Genomic DNA, 15,598 nt, shown 5'->3' with positions numbered 1-15,598 from the left:
CGTGCAGCACCCGTACACCCGCCTGCCCGCGCGGTCCTTCTGGCGCACCGCCGTCGCCGAACCCGACCCGCTGGACATCACCGACCTGTGGACGCCGAAGTTCGCCGTCGGCCAGGACGACCCCGTCGTCACCGCCGGCTCCTGCTTCGCCGCACACATCGGACGCGCCCTGCTGGAGCAGGGCATGCACTGGTACGACGCCGAGCCCCCGCCGCCGGGCCTGACCCGTGCGGAGCAGTCGGCACGCGGCTACCGCCGTTTCTCCTTCCGCACGGGCAACATCTACTCCGCAGCCGCGCTGCGCCAGTGGGTGGCCTGGGCGCTCGGCGAGGAGAGACCTCCCGAAGAGGTCTGGGAGCACGACGGGACCTTCCACGACCCCTACCGGCCCGCCGTCGAACCGGACGGCTTCGCCTCCCCCGACGAACTGCTGCGCTCGCGCGAGGTCACCCTCGCCGCCGTCCGCACCGCCCTGACCCGGGCCGACGTCCTCGTCTTCACCCTCGGGCTGACCGAGGCCTGGCACGACGAGGCGACGGACACGGTGCTGCCGATGTGCCCCGGCACCGTGCGCGGCACCTTCGACCCCGCCCGGCACGTCCTGCACCAGCACACGGTGGCGCGCGTGCACCGGGACCTGACGCGCACGCTGGACCTGGCCCACCGGGTCAACCCCCGCCTGCGCACCGTCCTGACCGTCTCCCCGGTGCCGCTCACGGCCACCGCGACCGGCCGCCACGCCCTGGTGGCCACCACGCACTCCAAGTCCGTACTGCGCGCAGCCGCCGGCCAACTCGCGGACGAGGACGACCGCGTCGACTACTTCCCGTCGTACGAGATCGTCACCGGCTTCCCCTACCGGGCGGCCTTCTACGAGCCCAACCTGCGCGCCGTCACCCCCCGCGGGGTGAGCTTCGTGATGCGTCACTTCTTCACGGCCCTCCGGGGCCGGCCCGACCCCGCGCACCCGACCACCCCTGTCACCGGCGGAGAGGACCACTGGTGTGACGACGCCGTCCTCGACTACTACAACCCGCGCCCGGTTCCTCCTGCTGGGTGACTCCCACGCGGACTGCATCGGGCGCGCGGCCCGGGCCGCCGGCCTGCCGTTCGCGGGCGGCCCCGTGGGATCCGGACGCGACTTCCTCGGCCCGTTCTGCGACACCGACGGCACCGGGATCGCCTTCCGCGCGGACGGCGCCCAGCAGCTGTACCGGGAGTTCCTCGACACGCTCGGCGCGCCCACGCTCGCCGAGCTGACGGTGCCCCTGGTGTGCACCTTCGGGCTGAGCGCCCACACCGTCGCCACCCGGCAGAACTGGGACGTCCACCGCGACCGGCACGGCGACGTCCCGGACCGGTTCCTGCACAGCCGGCTCTTCGCCGGCCTGGTCACGGCGACCGTCCGGGGCGCGCTGGCCTTCTACGAGCACACCGCCGCGCTGGGGCTGCGGGTCCTCGCCCCGCTGCCGCCCCAGCGCGTCCCCGAGATGTCCGACCCCCGCGTCTTCTTCGCCGCGCAGGACGTCATCGCCGCCGAACTCGCGGCGCGCGGCGTCGAGACCGTGGACCTGCGCCCCCGCGTCACCGACGATTACGGCCGCCAGCGCCCCGTCTTCTGCCGGCAGGACGACACGATCCACGGCAACGACGCCTTCGGCCGCCTCGTCGTCGCCGAACTCCTCGACCGGGGCCTGTGACCACCGGCCCGTCCCTCACCCCCCGCCCGACCCACCCACAGCCACGGAGGCTCCTCATGGAGGACTACGCACTGAAGGCCGTCGAACGGCTCTCCACCCGCCCCGCCGAGCCCTACGACACCCTCTCCGTCACCCCGATCACCCCGGTGCTGGGCGCCGAGGTCACCGGCCTCGACCTGTCCCGGGAGCTGACACCCCGGCAGGAGAAGGAACTCAAGCACGCCTTCCACACCCACCACGTCCTGGTCTTCCGCGACCAGGACATCACCCCGGAGCAGCACAAGCGGTTCGCAGGCGTCTTCGGCGAACTGCACCCCGTCGCCCTCGCACCCGAGGGATCCGACCCCCACATCCTGGAGATCAAGGCGACCAAGGAGTCGAAGGCCGTCGCCGGCAACGGCTGGCACGCCGACGGCACCGCCGACGCCGCACCGTCCCTCGGCTCGGCGCTGTACCTCACCACCGTGCCCGCGGGCGGCAGCGGCGGCGACACCCTGTTCGCCAACATGCACCTCGCCTACGAACTGCTCTCGCCCGCCATGCGCGACTTCCTCGACGGCCTGACCGCCCTCCACGACGGGGCCCTGCCCTGGACCGCCGCCGGGCAGACCCCGCCGCCCGAGTACGACGTGCCGCGCACCGAGCACCCCGTCGTCGTACGGCACCCGGAGAACGGCCGCAGACTGCTGTTCGTCAACGCGCCCTACACCTCGCACATCACCCAGCTCTCCCGCGCCGAGAGCGACGCCCTGCTCGGGCTGCTGTACGCCCACACGGCCGGCACCCCGCTGCTGCACTGCCGGGTGCGCTGGCAGGAGCGGACCCTGGTGCTGTGGGACAACCGCAGCGTCCAGCACCACGCCGTGTGGGACTACTTCCCGCACACCCGCGAGGGCCGCCGCGTGGCGGTCAACGGCACCCGCCTCCAGGCCTGAACGGGCATCCGGCCGAAGAGGAGACGCCCCATGACCCCCACCACGGGAACCCCGGCCGCAGGTCTCGAGGCGTTCCTCACCGCGCTGCGCGCCCCGGCCGCCGGTGCCCCCGACGAGGACGGGGCCGCGGTTCCGTCCTGGCTGTGGCAGGTGGCCACCGTCCTGCACGAGCACCTGCCCCCGGCCGCCGGCGACGAGTGGGCGGCCCGGCTGCGCGCGCTCCTCGCCGCGGCACCCGGGCCCGGCCTGGGCGCCGTGCACCTCTGGCACGCCGACACGGTGCTCCCGCTCCTGGCCGCGGCACGCGCCGGGGACGACGCCGTGTTCGCCGCCCTGCGCGACCTGCACCGGGCGGCGGCGAACGACGGAACGGCCGGCGACGGAGAGTGGAGAGCGGCACTGCACCCGGCGCTGCTGCTCCTGTACGACGCCGCCTACGACCGGACAGGCGCCCATGCCGAGGCCCACAGGGGTGCCCGCGACTACGCGCTGGCGAACGGCTTCCCCCCGGCCGAGGCCGAGGAGTACGGCCACACCTACGCGCGGCTGAGCAGCGACGCCAACGCGCGGGCCTGCGCCGAGGCCCATGCGGCAGTGCTCGCGGACGCCGTGGCACGGGCGTTCGCCGCGGACAGCCCCGAGGCGTACGCGGACACGTTTCCCGGCGCCCAGGTGCGGGCCGCCCTTCGAGTGACGGCTGTGACGGCTGTGACGGGGGCGGCGCGGGGAGAGGCGTCCGCGTCCGCGCACCTGGCGGAGGGACTGCTCCGCGCCCTGCGGGCCGCGCGACCGCGACACCCTACGGAACCCGGTCCCGGTCCCGGTCCCGGTCGTACAGGTCACGGGACCCGCGCGGAGAGGGCGTGAGCGCCGGGCCGTCGCCCGCGGTGCACGGGCCGCCGGCTGGCCCGCCCGCACCCCGGCCGTACGGCGACGGCCCCGGCTCACCGCGCGCTCGTGGCGGCCGGATCCTGCTTCAGCAGCGCGGTGGCCAGGGACAGCAGTTCTCCGAAGCCTTCCACACCGGAGAATCCACCGCCCACGAAGGTGACCGTCAGAAGCCTGCGGCGCTCGGGACCGCGCGGCAGCGCGGCCGCCCGGTCGAAAGAGGTCAGCAGGTAGTCGCGGATCGCGACGGCCTCCTCTTCTCTCGTGCCCACAAGACAGACAGACGGGATCCGCGTTCTGTGACACCCGGACCCCGGGCGGTCCGCACCACGTGCCGCACGCCGGAGGCGGAGTTCGGCGGGTCAGCGTCGCGGGCGCGCGTCGATCGTCACGGCGACCGGGCCGGGAGCCGCTTCGGTGTGCGGGGTGCCGATGGTGTTGTGTGCCAGGGCCTGCGCCACGGCGTGTGCCTTGGCCACGGCGCGGTCGGCGACGGGGCCGGCGTACATCCGCCCCACGGTCGCGGTCCACAGCAGCAGCCAGCGATCGAAGTGCTCCTGGCGCAACGGGGCGTTCGCGTGCAGGGACCGGTGCGGCCGCAGGGCGTTCCCGCGGTACACACCGGGGGAGAGCAGGGAACTTTCCCAGAAGTCGGTCATGATCCGGAGGTGACCGGGCCAGTCGATGCTCACCGCTCGGGTGAAGAGCGGGCCGATGAGGGGGTCGGCAACCACCTGGCCGTAGAAGGCGTGCACCAGGGAACCGATGTCCTCGCGGGTGCGGATGTCGTCGGGTGCGGGTGCGGGTGCGGGTGCGGGTGCGGGTGCCGGGCCGGGGTACGGCTGTTCGGCATCGGTCATGACCGTCCTCCGAAGACGATCGCGGCGCCGGTGAGCGCCGCGAGCTTGAGCACTTCGCCGACGACGTACAGCACGTGCAGGCGGGAGGGAGGAGGCGTCCGGCCGGCGATGATCTGCAGGGCGCGCACGTCCAACCACGGACGGAGCACCAGCATCTGCGCGGCGAGGACGACGGCTGCGGGCAACAGGACGAGCACCGCGGCACCGTGCGCCGCCGCCGCGGCCGTGGCGCACACCAGCAGGACCGCCTCCAGACGGGTGAGTGCCCGGAAGACCAGGCGTCCCACGGACAGTCCGAGCGGCAGGGTGACCCCCGGGGCGCGGAACTTCAGGGGTGTCTCGAGGAACGAGACGGCACCCACGGCGCCGATCCAGACGCAGCACAGGCCGGCCGCCACGAGAGCGGTGTTCATGCGGGTTCCTCTCCGGGCGGGCAGCGCGGCCGCTGCCCGCCCGTGCGACGGTGCCTACTTGCTGAGCCAGAGGTCGGGGCCGAAGACCTCGTAGTGGATGTTGGCGGGGTGCAGGCCCTTGCCGAGGAGGTCACCCCGGACGGCCCGCATGAAGGGCAGGGGGCCGCAGAGGTAGGCGGTGGCGTCCTCGGACAGGGTGAGGCCGCTGAGGTCGGCCCGGCCGTCACGGACGTGGGGGAGGGCAGACTCTCCGGCCCCGGTCTCGTACCACAGGTGCAGCGAGGCGCCGGGAATGCGGGAGGCGAGTTCGCCGTGCTCGGCCCGGTGGGCGTGGTGGGCGGGCGAGCGGTCCGCGTGGACGACGGTCACCCGGCGGGAGGAGGAGGCGCGGGCCAGGTGGTCGAGCATCGAGATCATGGGAGTGATGCCGATGCCGGCGGAGGCGAGCACGATCGGGCCGTCGCCGTCGGGGAGGACCAGGTCGCCGAAGGGGAGGGAGACCCTCAGGACGTCGCCGACCCGGGCGTGGGTGTGGAGCCAGGTGGAGACCTCGCCGTCGGGCGCCGAACCGTCGGCGGCGCGCTCCCGCTTGACGGTGATGCGCCAGGTCTTGCGGTCGGGAGCGGTGGAGAGGCTGTACTGGCGTATCTGCCGTGCGCCGTCGGGGAGTTCCACCTGGACGCTGACGTACTGCCCGGGCAGGAAGGGCCTGGTGGGCAGGCTGTCCGGGCGCCGCAGGACGAAGGAGGCGGAGTCGGCGGACTCCTCAGTGCGTTCGGCGATCTCCATCTCCTGCCAGACGTCGCCGTCGTCGACCTGCGCCTCGGCGTACAGCCGCGCCTCCATCGCGATGAGGGCGTTGGCCATCAGCCAGTAGACCTCGTCCCAGGCGGCGGCCACCTCGGGGGTGACGGCGTCGCCGAGCACCTCGGCGACGGCGCCGAGGAGGTGGCGGCCGACGAGCGTGTACTGGTCGGAAGTGATGCCCAGCGACGCGTGCTTGTGGGCGATGCGGCCGAGGATCGCGTCCGGGCGCTCACCGGGGTGTTCCACCAGGACGGTGGCGAAGGCCGCGACGGCGCCGGCGAGGGCCTCGCGCTGGGCGCCGCTGGCCTGGTTGGCGCGGTTGAACAGGCTCCGCAGCAGTTCCGGGCGCTCCTCGAACATGCGGCGGTAGAACAGCTCGGTGATGGTGGTCAGATGAGCGCCCACGGCCGGGAGGGTGGCCCGGACGATCGGGGTCGACTGCGCGGAGAGCATGAGAAGCTCCTATCTCACATCTTAGATGCCAATTAAAGGGAGGAGTCGACCGGGGCCGACGGTGTGAAACACGGCCAGGCGGTGTGACACGGTTTTCAGTCGCGCGGGCCACCGAGGGACAGGAGGACGGGCCCGGTGGGGGAGGTGACGAGATCGTTCACGACGAGCTGGTCCAGCGAGGTGTAGAAGGCCTCCTGCGCGTCGCGCAGGGCCCGCCGCAGCCGGCATCCCCCGGCCAGCGGACAGGGGACGTCACCCTCGCAGGCGACCGCCTCGCGGTCCCCCTCCAGGGCCCGTACCAGGCGTCCCACACCCGTGTGCCGGCCCGTCCCGGTCAGGGTCAGGCCGCCGTTGCGTCCCCGGCGGGCCTCGACCACCCCGAGGTGCTGCAGGTGCGCGATCGCCTTCGCCGTGTGGGTGTACGGCACCCGCATGGTCTCGGCGATCTCCCGGGTGGTCAGCAGTTCGCCGTCGCCGACGACGGCGAGGCGCATCACCGCCCTCAGGGCCAGATCCGTGTACTTGGTCAGTCGCACAACCGCATCGTAGCTAACTTGCTTTCTGGATTCATATTTACGGTGTGTGGTGTGCGTCTCTCCTCGGCCCCCTCCTGCCCCTCCCCGGGCGTCCGCGGGCGTCCGCGGGCGGAGGTGTCGGCGAAGGTGTCATAGGAGCGCTTCCTGTCCGGTCCGTACGGTGAGGCGCACCGGCTGCCGCAGGGGGGAGCCGAGCCGGTCGCCCACGAGGTCCGCCGCCCGCACCGGGGCCTGTCGGCAGCGGTGTGATCCGACCCCTTCTCGCTGACGGCGCGCGTCCAGGATGTCCCGCGGCGGACGCCGGGCCGACCCGTTGCCGAGTGTGCGGCCGAGTGCGGCGGTCCGCGCGCGCGACGACTTCAGCGGTGGGTCCGGGGACGGGGTTTCCCTTCGCCGCCCGCCCGTTGAGGTTTTGTCGCCGTCCGGACTCGTCTTCTCGACGGCGCTCCCGATTTCTTGCCGCCGAGCTGCCACCGGACGCAGAAGGCGCTCGCCGACGGCTGCGTCCCGGGCGACTACGCCCCGGCCGGACCGGTAATGCCCTGACCGGCGTCGTGCGGCTTCGCGAAGGGGGTGAAGTGGGCGGGTGGATGGTCGATGGGCAGGTCGGGGCGCCAGGCGGTGAGGATCTGGGCGCTGCACTCGAAGAGTCCCGGCGGCAGCGCGTCCAGCGGCCACCACCCCCAGTCGCCGACCCGCTCGCCCGGCTGGTCGGCGGGCTCGCCGCGCCACCGCGTGACGAGCGCGCCGAACGTGATGCGGACGACGCCGCCGACCTGGTCCAGGAGCATGCCCAGCAGGCGCACGTCGGCCGGGTCCGCGTGCAGGCCGGTCTCCTCGGCCAGTTCGCGCACGACCGTCTCCTGAAGCGACTCGCCCGGCTCCACCGTGCCGCCGGGCAGCTCGACGGTCCCCCGCTGGTGGCGGCCGAGCAGCAGACCGCGCTCTCCCACCAGCACCGCGCCGACCCCGGCCGCCGCGTGCGCGACGGGCGGCCGGGCCGTACGGGGACGGGAGGTGATCCGGGCCGGCCTGCGGACCTGGAACAGCCGGTAGGAGGCCTGGTTTTCCTCCTCGGGCGCGTCCAGCACGGTGACCTCCTCGGTGCGCAGCCCGTGCCGCGCGAGCAGGTCCGTCCACAGTTGTGGGGTGAGCACCCACATGTGCCCGGTCAGTTCGCCGCCGCCGGCCAGGCGCAGGATCTCCGGGCGGGGCTCCACCTGCGAAGAAGGGCCGTTCCCGGACGAGTTGGTGTGCAGCACGGTGAAGTACAGCCGTCCGCCCGGCCGCAGGGCCGCCGCCAGGGCGGGCAGCAGCCGGTGCGGGTCGATGAAGTGGACGGCGGACAGGGAGCAGATCACGTCGTACGGCGCCGAAGCGCGCAGATGCCCGACGGCGTCGGCCTGGATCAACCGCAGGCCCGGCAGGTCGCCGTAACGCGCCCGTGCGCGGTCGATCTGAGTCGGGGAGAGGTCGACGGCGTCCACGACGGCGTGACGGGTACGGGCGAGGTGGGCGGCGTGCCGGCCCGGGCCGCAGCCCAGGTCGAGCACCCGCAGGCCCCTCAGGTCGCCGAGGACAGCGTCCCCCGGCCCTGTTCCCGCCGGGCCCCAGGCGATCTCGTCCACCTCGGGCAGGGGCGTGGCCCGGTCGAGGTGGTGCGCTCCGTAGGCGTGCCACATCGCGGCGTTGACCTGCTCGGCCTCGGCCGTACCGGGTGCGTCGGGTGCCGTCATCGCGTCCCCTCCTCGGGTCCTCGGGCTCGTCGCCGAGCCGCCTCGTCACGTCGTCCCGCTCGCCGCCGGGCGCCGTTTCGCTCTCCTGCCTGCTGCCGAGCGCCGATCTCCTTCTGCTCTCTACCCCGCCCGAGGACCTGGCGGTCACCGACGAGCCGGGTCGGCCCCCCCCGGCACTGCTCGGGCCGGCGTGTGCGCGTGGTCGGACACCGCAGCCGGCGGGCGTGGACTGATCACACCTGCCGGGCGGGCTTGCCGCGAGCCCGGTGTCGTTGCTCAGCGCGCCTTGGCCGCGTCAGGGGGTTGCCGTGTTGCGGTGCCGTACGAAGACCGCGGTGGGTACCGCGATGACGAGCAGGGTGATGCCTGCGATGAGCAGTCCGAGGTGGACGGCGTCGGTGAAGGCGCGGGCGGCGGAGTCGGTGACGGTGTGGACGAGCTGGGCGGGCAGTTCGTCCGTGCCGTCGCCGTGGACGGCGCCGGCGGTGATGCGGGCGGCGTCCGGGGCCGGCACGCCTGCGGAGACCAGCCGGTCTTCGAGGTAGCGGGGGAAGCGGGTGGTGACGATGGTGCCGAGGATGCTGGGGCCGAGGACGGAGCCGATCTGACGGAACATGTTGACCGTGGCGCTGGCCATGCCGGCCTGCAGTCGCGGAACGCTGTTGACCGCGGCGGCGGTCGAGGGCGCGGTCAACAGCGCGGATCCGATTCCCGCGATCAGCAGGCCGGGCCACAGGGCGCTGTAACCGGTGAAGGGACCGACGGCCAGCAGGGCGAGGGCTCCGGCGCCCAGGACGACGAGGCCCGCGGTCAGCATGAGGGTGAAGCCGACCTTGTGGACGAGGCGTCCGGCGAGCGCGCTGACCACGATGTAGGTGGCGAACATGGCCAGCAGGCGGACGCCGGTGGCCAGTGCGGACAGCTGCTGGACGCGTTCCATGTACAGGACGGCGAGCAACGAGATGCCGACGAAACCGAACATGGAGGCCGCGGCGACGCCCATCACCGCCGTGTACGAGGGGTTGCGGAACAGGCGCAGGTCCAGCATGGGGTCGTGGTGGCGCGCCTCGGCGGTCAGGAACAGCACGAGGGAGACGGCGAAGACGACGTATATGACGATGATGCGGCCGGAGGTGTAGCCGGAGGAGCCGCCCTCGATGATCGCGTAGGTCGCCGAGGCGGTCGCGACGGTGCCCAGGACGACTCCGGGGAGGTCCAGCCGGCGGGTCGGGTGCTTGGACTCGGTCACCAGGAACGGCGTGAGGATCACGGTGAGCGCGCCGATGACGACGTTGATCAGGTACACCGCATGCCACGTGAAGTGGCCCAGGAGCAGGCCGGCGCCGAGCGGGCCGACGGCGAGGCCGAGACCGGAGCAGCCGGCCCAGGCGCCGATCGCTTTGGTCCGCTCGTGCGGGTCGGTGAAGGAGTGGCTGACGATCGACAGGCTGGCGGGCAGGACGGCCGCGCCGCCCAGGCCCATGACCGCCTGCGCGGTGATCAGCGGCCCGGTGCTGTCGGCGACGAAGGCGAGGATGCTGCCGACGGTGAAGACCACTGCTCCGCCGAGGAAGACCGTGCGGCGGCCGATCAGGTCGGCGAGTGTGCCGGCGGACATCACCAGGCCGGCGACGGCCAGGGAGTAGGCGCTGGTCACCCAGACCAGCGTGCTCGCCGAGGGGTGCAGGTCCTGCTGGATGGCGCCGAGCGCGCCGATCGTGGACGAGACGTTGACGAACGCCATCATCACGCCGAGGCACACGGTGAGCACGCCCCGCCAGGGACGGGCGGGTATGCCGCTGTGTTCGGCGGAAGACGCGACGGGCGCCGGGGTGGCCCGGACGGGCGGGCGCGCGACACCCGCCGAGGACGGCTGACTGCTGTTTGGCATAGCCAGGAAAGTAGCACTCTGACTGCTGGAAAAACTAGTCAGACTAGAATGGAGTCATGGAACGCGTTGACCTGCAGGGCGAAGACACGGTGTTCACGCGCACGGGCGAGTTCGCCGACCGGGACGCCTTCACGGTGGCCGGCTGGTGCGCCATGGAGCGCTCTCTGGAGGTGATCGGCACCCGCTCCGCGATGATGCTGGTCAGGGAGGCGTTCTACGGCGGACGCCGCTTCGACGACCTGGTGCGGCGCACCGGCCTCGCCGAGACAGTGGCCGCCAAGCGGCTGCGCCAGCTGGTGGCCGACGGGCTCATGGAGCGAAGCCCTTATCGCGAACCTGGCGCACGCACCCGCTACGAGTACGTGCTGACCGACCGGGGCCGGGCCCTGTTTCCGCTGTTCGTCTCACTGATGCGATGGGGGCGGACCACAGAGGAAGGCGTGCACGGCGGGGTCGAACTCGCGCACGCCGGCTGCGGCGCCCCGCTCGTGCCCGCGGTGCGATGTGAGGCCGGACATGACGTGCCCATCGGGGAGACCGAGGCGCGCCTCGCCCCCCGTTAGGGCCTGTCCGGCGGATCATGCCGGAGACGCGGGGTCTGGCACGCCCTCCCCCGGAGGGGGTGCCCCCAGCGGCGTTGTCGTCGGTTGCCGACGTCCCCCGGCCTTCGGCCGGGAGGTGCCCCCACCGCGTCGACGCCCTCCTCCGCCTTGCAGCCGCACGCACCAGCCCCCGCTCACCTCGGCTGCAAGGCGCCGCCGGTTTCCTCCGACTTGACCCGCCGGACAGGCCCTAGTGCCCCGCTCCCGCCCCCGCCGTCGCCGGCGGCAGCTCCACCTGGACGCCCGGGTCGCCTGCGTCCGCCGTGTAGTCCGACGGGGACGTCTCGTCGACGCCCTCCGGGGCCTTGAGCGCCTTCAGGACGAAGGTCAGCACCACCGTCACCACCACGTTCAGCACGAACGCCGTCAGACCGATGTAGCCGATCTCGCCGATGCCGGGGATCTCCTTCGACGAGCCGCCGAAGTGCTCCTGCGTCGGGGAGGCGACGCCGTACGCCGCGAGCGTGCCGTAGACCATGCCGACGGCCCAGCCGGCCAGCAGGGCCCAGCGGTGGAACCAGCGGGTGAACAGGCCGCCCACCAGGGCCGGGAAGGTCTGGAGGATCCAGATGCCGCCCAGCAGCTGGAAGTTGATGGCGACCGTCTTGTCCATGGTGAGGACGAAGACCAGCGCGCCCACCTTCACCAGCAGCGAGACCAGCTTGGAGACACGGGTCTCCTCCTTGGGCGTGGCGTCCGGCTTGATGAAGTCCTTGTAGATGTTGCGGGTGAAGAGGTTCGCGGCCGCGATGGACATGATGGCGGCCGGCACCAGCGCGCCGATGCCGATCGCCGCGAAGGCCACACCGGCGAACCACGCCGGGAACATGTCCTCGAAGAGCTGCGGGATCGCCAACTGGCCGTTGGTGACCTTCACTCCGGCGGCGATCGCCATGAAGCCCAGCAGGGCGAGCAGGCCGAGCATGAGGGAGTACAGCGGCAGGATCGTGGTGTTGCGGCGGATCACCTCACGGCTGCGCGAGGACAGCGTCGCGGTGATCGAGTGCGGGTACATGAACAGTGCCAGTGCGGAGCCCAGAGCCAGCGTGGCGTACGTCCACTGGCCCGCCTCGGCCGGGGCGAGCGCACCGCGCGGCTTGCCGGTCGCCGGGTTGGTCTGCGCGAAGGCGTCGCCCGCCTTGGCGAAGATGTCGTCGAACCCGCCGAGCTTGATGGGGATGTAGATGATCGCCACCGCGATGACGATGTAGATCAGCGTGTCCTTCACGAACGCGATCAGCGCGGGCGCCCGCAGCCCCGACGAGTAGGTGTACGCCGCGAGCACGCCGAAGGCGATCAGCAGCGGCAGGTCCTTGACGAACCAGTTGGTGTTCTCGCCGCCGCCGACGCCCATCACGTCGAGCACGGCCTGGATGCCGACGAGCTGGAGCGCGATGTACGGCATGGTGGCCAGGATGCCGGTGACGGCCACGGCGAGGGACAGCCCCTTGGAGCCGAACCGGCCGCGCACGAAGTCCGAGGTCGTCACGTACCCGTGCCGGTGCGACACCGACCACAGGCGCGGCAGGAACGTGAAGATCAGCGGGTAGACGAGGATCGTGTACGGCACCGCGAAGAAGCCCGCCGCGCCGGCCGCGTAGATCGCCGCCGGCACCGCCACGAACGTGTAGGCCGTGTACAGGTCGCCGCCGAGCAGGAACCAGGTGACCCAGGTGCCGAACGACCGGCCGCCCAGGCCCCATTCGTCGAGGCTGTGCTCGTCGGCGGCCCTGCGCCAGCGCGCGGCCAGGAAGCCCATGACCGTGACGGCCAGGAAGAAGAAGATGAAGACGGCGAGTGCGACGCCGTTCACGCCGTCCTTCACTTCGCCGCACCCCCGCCCCGGTGCGCGCGGCCGCGCTGGTCGAGCTGCCACAGCTTGTAGGCGGTGACCGTGAGCGCGGTGGAGAGCAGCACCCACAGCATCTGGTACCAGTAGAAGAAGGGGATGCCGATGAACGCGGGGTCGGTCTTCGCGTACGAACCGACCCACAGCATCGCCACGAAGGGCGCGAACAGACACAGGCCGATGACGACGCGCAACGGCGTCACCACCGGCCCTGTGGTCACTTCTGGGGCTTCTGACATCGGGCGGCTCCGTCCCCTAGAGATCACGTGCAACGCGCACGAAATGTAGGTGACGGATAAAGGGAAGCGGAAGACCTCGTCCGGATATCGGTCCCGTCGCTCCGCCGGATGACTCGACGGCCCTAGGGTCTTTCGTTGGCATCAGGGCGGCGAGGTGCGGTGCCAGGGCCTGCGAGCCCGGCATGATCCGAACGAGAGGCCCTAGTCCACCGGCCGCTTGAGCCGTGCGACGAACTTGTACCGGTCCCCCCGGTACACCGACCGCACCCACTCCACCGGTTGGCCCTGCTTGTCCACGGAGTGGCGGGACAGCATCAGCATCGGCAGGCCGACGTCCGTGCCGAGCAGGCCCGCCTCGCGCGGGGTGGCCAGCGAGGTCTCGATGGTCTCCTCGGCCTCGGCCAGGTGGACGTCGTAGACCTCGGCGAGCGCGGTGTAGAGGGACGTGTACTTCACCAGCGACCTGCGCAGGGCCGGGAAGCGCTTGGCCGACAGGTGGGTGGTCTCGATGGCCATCGGCTCGCCGTTGGCCATGCGCAGCCGTTCGATGCGCAGCACGCGGCCGCCCGCGGTGATGTCGAGCAGCCCGGCGAGGCGGTCGTCGGCCGTGATGTAGCCGATCTCCAGCAGCTGCGAGGTGGGTTCGAGGCCCTGGGCGCGCATGTCCTCGGTGTACGAGGTGAGTTGGAGCGCCTGGGAGACCTTCGGCTTGGCGACGAAGGTGCCCTTGCCCTGGATGCGCTCCAGCCGGCCCTCGACGACCAGTTCCTGGAGCGCCTGGCGCACGGTGGTGCGCGAGGTGTCGAACTCGGCCGCCAGCGTGCGCTCGGGCGGCACCGGGGTGCCGGGCGACTGCGTCTCGGTCATGTCGAGGAGGTGCTTCTTCAGGCGGTAGTACTTGGGCACGCGCGCGGTACGGACGGTCGCCCCACCCTCGTTCTCCGCACTGCTGACGTCGGTGCTCATGGCCTGCCTTCCCGGCTCCGGGTGCCGAACCGGCCGACGCTGACGTCGGCCGCGGCTCACATCGTGGCACGGGTTCGTGGGCGGGGTATCCAGTGCGGTGACCTCGCGCGCTCCGTGATCCCCTCTGTATACCTCCGAGGCCTTCGTTGGTCTAGTCCAGCGCGCCCTCGCGCCCGGCTGGTTCGCTCCGCCGGAGAGGGCCGATCGGCCGCCCCCGAATTGAAAAGTCCCTGCATATCGCGGTCCCGTAACGGACGACTCGACCCCGGTCGAACACCCTTGACAGCCCTATTGGTCTGAGCCAAGCTCCCGGTACTGGTCTACACCATTGGTCCAGGTCCTGGCCCCACGGACGGTACGCGTTGACGCTCGACCGCGGCGGGGAGGCAGGGGGGTTTGTGGCATCCCTGAGGAGGGTTGGCGTGAAGCGCAAGCTGATAGCCGCGATCGGTATCGCGGGCATGATGGTCTCCATCGCGGCGTGCGGGGACGACAAGGACAGCGGGGGCTCGGACAAGGGCGCCGACGCCAAGGAGCTGACGGTCTGGCTGACCGTCGACGCGCAGAACAACTGGCCCGACCTGGTGAAGGCCGCGGACGCGGCGGTGCAGAAGAAGCACCCCGGCGTCAAGATCACCCACGAGTACTACGGCTGGCCCGACAAGAACGCCAAGCTCGACGCGGTGCTCGCCACCGACAAGGCCCCCGACGTGGTCGAGATGGGCAACACCGAGATGCTCGGCTACATGGTCAAGGGCGCCTTCGCCCCCCTGGACGCCGCCGCGTTCGACAACTCCTCCGCCTGGCTGGACGGCCTCAAGGCCTCGGTGACGTACGAGGACAAGACCTACGGCGTGCCGTACTACGCGGGCGGCCGCGTCGGCAACTGGCGCAAGGACCTCTTCGCCGCCGCCGGCGTCAAGGCGGCCCCGAAGACCTACGCGGAGCTGACCGCCGCCCTGGACAAGGTCCAGAAGAAGGAGGGCGACAAGTTCAGCGCCTGGTACCAGCCCACCCGCGACTGGTACGCGGCCATGTCCTTCGTCTACGACGCCGGCGGCTCCATCGCGAAGGAGGAGGGCGGCCAGTGGAAGGGCAACCTCTCCTCGCCCGAGTCCGTCAAGGGCCTCACCGAGTTCAAGAACGTCGTCGACACGTACATGCACGGCGACAAGACCAAGGACGAGTCGGACCGCTACATCGTCTACGGCCAGGGCAAGTCCGGCATGATCTTCGGCGCCGCCTGGGAGGGCGGGACCGCCGAGGCCCCCGAGAACGACAAGAGCGGCAAGCTCAAGGGCAACCTCGAGAACTTCGTGATGCCCGGCCCGTCCGGCAAGAACCTCCCCGTCTTCCTGGGCGGCTCCGACCTCGCCGTCCCGGTCAAGTCGGACGCGCGGGAACTGGCCGCCGAGTGGATCAACGCGTTCACCGGTCCCGCCGGCCAGAAGGGCCTGATGGCCAAGGGCAACCTGCCCAACAACAAGACCGACCTCGCGACCCTGAAGAACGACCCCAAGACGGTCGTCCCGGCCACCGCGGCCGAGTCCAACTGGTTCGTCCCGATGGCGCCCGGCTGGGGCCAGGTCGAGAAGGCCCAGGTCCTCCAGACCATGCTGCAGAGCATCGGCACCGGCAAGAAGACCGTCGAGGAGGCCGCCAAGGAGGCGGACGCCGCGATCGACAAGGTCATCAACACCAAGTGACGACCCACGGGGCTCCG

At 71.7% G+C, this 15,598-nt stretch carries 15 protein-coding genes and 1 pseudogene; 6 read left to right on the top strand and 10 right to left on the bottom strand.

Annotation, left to right across the window (positions count from 1 at the left end):
* The first annotated feature begins 1 nt into the window (after nucleotide 1).
* The 4 genes from ACH4N1_RS13430 to ACH4N1_RS13415 are packed head-to-tail and all read left to right on the top strand — an operon-like array spanning nucleotide 2 to nucleotide 3,502.
* Nucleotides 2–1,060, top strand: coding sequence for a GSCFA domain-containing protein (locus tag ACH4N1_RS13430; protein ID WP_398096929.1), 1,059 nt, complete (start codon nucleotides 2–4; stop codon nucleotides 1,058–1,060).
* A complete protein-coding gene (locus ACH4N1_RS13425; protein ID WP_398096927.1) occupies nucleotides 1,005–1,700 on the top strand; it encodes a hypothetical protein in 696 nt (231 codons plus the stop codon). The genes ACH4N1_RS13430 and ACH4N1_RS13425 overlap by 56 nt, the downstream gene beginning before the upstream one ends.
* 56 nt (nucleotides 1,701–1,756) lie before the next feature.
* Entirely contained in the window at nucleotides 1,757–2,635 is an 879-nt protein-coding gene (locus ACH4N1_RS13420) for a TauD/TfdA dioxygenase family protein (protein ID WP_398096925.1), read from the top strand.
* 30 nt (nucleotides 2,636–2,665) lie between these two features.
* On the top strand, nucleotides 2,666–3,502 hold the full coding sequence (locus ACH4N1_RS13415; protein ID WP_398096923.1) for a hypothetical protein: 837 nt from the start codon (nucleotides 2,666–2,668) through the stop codon (nucleotides 3,500–3,502).
* 98 nt (nucleotides 3,503–3,600) lie between these two features.
* Here ACH4N1_RS13415 and ACH4N1_RS13410 read toward each other — a convergent pair.
* The 7 genes and pseudogenes from ACH4N1_RS13410 to ACH4N1_RS13380 form a co-directional block, all read right to left on the bottom strand.
* Nucleotides 3,601–3,780, bottom strand: a pseudogene (locus tag ACH4N1_RS13410) (NAD(P)/FAD-dependent oxidoreductase); the annotation flags it as partial.
* A gap of 105 nt (nucleotides 3,781–3,885) precedes the next feature.
* Entirely contained in the window at nucleotides 3,886–4,383 is a 498-nt protein-coding gene (locus ACH4N1_RS13405) for a group III truncated hemoglobin (protein WP_398096921.1), read from the bottom strand.
* Entirely contained in the window at nucleotides 4,380–4,796 is a 417-nt protein-coding gene (locus ACH4N1_RS13400; RefSeq protein WP_398096919.1) for a hypothetical protein, read from the bottom strand. Before ACH4N1_RS13400 ends, ACH4N1_RS13405 begins: the two co-directional genes overlap by 4 nt.
* A gap of 54 nt (nucleotides 4,797–4,850) precedes the next feature.
* Nucleotides 4,851–6,056, bottom strand: coding sequence for a globin domain-containing protein (locus ACH4N1_RS13395; protein WP_398096917.1), 1,206 nt, complete (start codon nucleotides 6,054–6,056; stop codon nucleotides 4,851–4,853).
* A 95-nt stretch (nucleotides 6,057–6,151) separates the two neighbouring features.
* A complete protein-coding gene (locus tag ACH4N1_RS13390) occupies nucleotides 6,152–6,592 on the bottom strand; it encodes an RrF2 family transcriptional regulator (RefSeq protein WP_398096915.1) in 441 nt (146 codons plus the stop codon).
* A 515-nt stretch (nucleotides 6,593–7,107) separates the two neighbouring features.
* The gene (locus tag ACH4N1_RS13385) at nucleotides 7,108–8,328 is read right to left on the bottom strand and encodes a bifunctional class I SAM-dependent methyltransferase/NUDIX hydrolase (protein ID WP_398096913.1); all 1,221 of its coding nucleotides are present in this window, start codon (nucleotides 8,326–8,328) and stop codon (nucleotides 7,108–7,110) included.
* 295 nt (nucleotides 8,329–8,623) lie between these two features.
* Complete coding sequence (locus ACH4N1_RS13380; RefSeq protein ID WP_398096911.1) at nucleotides 8,624–10,219, bottom strand: MFS transporter; 1,596 nt, start codon at nucleotides 10,217–10,219, stop codon at nucleotides 8,624–8,626.
* 56 nt (nucleotides 10,220–10,275) lie between these two features.
* Here ACH4N1_RS13380 and ACH4N1_RS13375 point away from each other — a divergent pair, with 56 nt between their 5' ends.
* Nucleotides 10,276–10,782: a winged helix-turn-helix transcriptional regulator gene (locus tag ACH4N1_RS13375; RefSeq protein WP_398096909.1), complete on the top strand. Its 507-nt coding sequence runs from the start codon at nucleotides 10,276–10,278 to the stop codon at nucleotides 10,780–10,782.
* A gap of 229 nt (nucleotides 10,783–11,011) precedes the next feature.
* Here the strand turns inward: ACH4N1_RS13375 and mctP are convergent, their stop codons facing one another.
* From mctP to ACH4N1_RS13360, 3 genes are all read right to left on the bottom strand, one after another.
* Nucleotides 11,012–12,646: a monocarboxylate uptake permease MctP gene (gene mctP / locus ACH4N1_RS13370; protein WP_398096907.1), complete on the bottom strand. Its 1,635-nt coding sequence runs from the start codon at nucleotides 12,644–12,646 to the stop codon at nucleotides 11,012–11,014.
* Nucleotides 12,643–12,909 carry a DUF3311 domain-containing protein gene (locus tag ACH4N1_RS13365; protein WP_398096905.1) on the bottom strand — a complete coding sequence of 89 codons (267 nt, stop codon included), beginning with the start codon at nucleotides 12,907–12,909 and terminating at the stop codon, nucleotides 12,643–12,645. The genes mctP and ACH4N1_RS13365 overlap by 4 nt, the downstream gene beginning before the upstream one ends.
* Nucleotides 12,910–13,110: 201 nt before the next feature.
* On the bottom strand, nucleotides 13,111–13,875 hold the full coding sequence (locus ACH4N1_RS13360) for a GntR family transcriptional regulator (protein WP_398096903.1): 765 nt from the start codon (nucleotides 13,873–13,875) through the stop codon (nucleotides 13,111–13,113).
* A gap of 422 nt (nucleotides 13,876–14,297) precedes the next feature.
* Between ACH4N1_RS13360 and ACH4N1_RS13355 the strand changes: the two genes are divergently transcribed.
* A complete protein-coding gene (locus tag ACH4N1_RS13355) occupies nucleotides 14,298–15,581 on the top strand; it encodes an extracellular solute-binding protein (RefSeq protein ID WP_398096901.1) in 1,284 nt (427 codons plus the stop codon).
* The last annotated feature ends 17 nt before the right edge of the window (nucleotides 15,582–15,598 follow it).

This window comes from Streptomyces sp. NPDC017202, from assembly GCF_044331705.1.
Taxonomy (GTDB): Bacteria; Actinomycetota; Actinomycetes; order Streptomycetales; family Streptomycetaceae; genus Streptomyces.
Note: the sequence above shows the minus strand (reverse complement) of the source record. Positions and strands in the feature narration are given on the sequence as shown.

Excerpts from the sequence above, each read along its gene's own strand:
- ACH4N1_RS13415 (WP_398096923.1), top strand. The coding sequence starts at position 2,666 with ATGACCCCCACCACGGGAACCCCGGCCGCAGGTCTCGAGGCGTTCCTC.
- ACH4N1_RS13420 (WP_398096925.1), top strand. The coding sequence starts at position 1,757 with ATGGAGGACTACGCACTGAAGGCCGTCGAACGGCTCTCCACCCGCCCC.
- ACH4N1_RS13400 (WP_398096919.1), bottom strand. The coding sequence starts at position 4,796 with ATGAACACCGCTCTCGTGGCGGCCGGCCTGTGCTGCGTCTGGATCGGC.
- ACH4N1_RS13380 (WP_398096911.1), bottom strand. The coding sequence starts at position 10,219 with ATGCCAAACAGCAGTCAGCCGTCCTCGGCGGGTGTCGCGCGCCCGCCC.
- ACH4N1_RS13395 (WP_398096917.1), bottom strand. The coding sequence starts at position 6,056 with ATGCTCTCCGCGCAGTCGACCCCGATCGTCCGGGCCACCCTCCCGGCC.
- ACH4N1_RS13375 (WP_398096909.1), top strand. The coding sequence starts at position 10,276 with ATGGAACGCGTTGACCTGCAGGGCGAAGACACGGTGTTCACGCGCACG.
- ACH4N1_RS13385 (WP_398096913.1), bottom strand. The coding sequence starts at position 8,328 with ATGACGGCACCCGACGCACCCGGTACGGCCGAGGCCGAGCAGGTCAAC.
- ACH4N1_RS13365 (WP_398096905.1), bottom strand. The coding sequence starts at position 12,909 with ATGTCAGAAGCCCCAGAAGTGACCACAGGGCCGGTGGTGACGCCGTTG.
- ACH4N1_RS13405 (WP_398096921.1), bottom strand. The coding sequence starts at position 4,383 with ATGACCGATGCCGAACAGCCGTACCCCGGCCCGGCACCCGCACCCGCA.
- ACH4N1_RS13360 (WP_398096903.1), bottom strand. The coding sequence starts at position 13,875 with ATGAGCACCGACGTCAGCAGTGCGGAGAACGAGGGTGGGGCGACCGTC.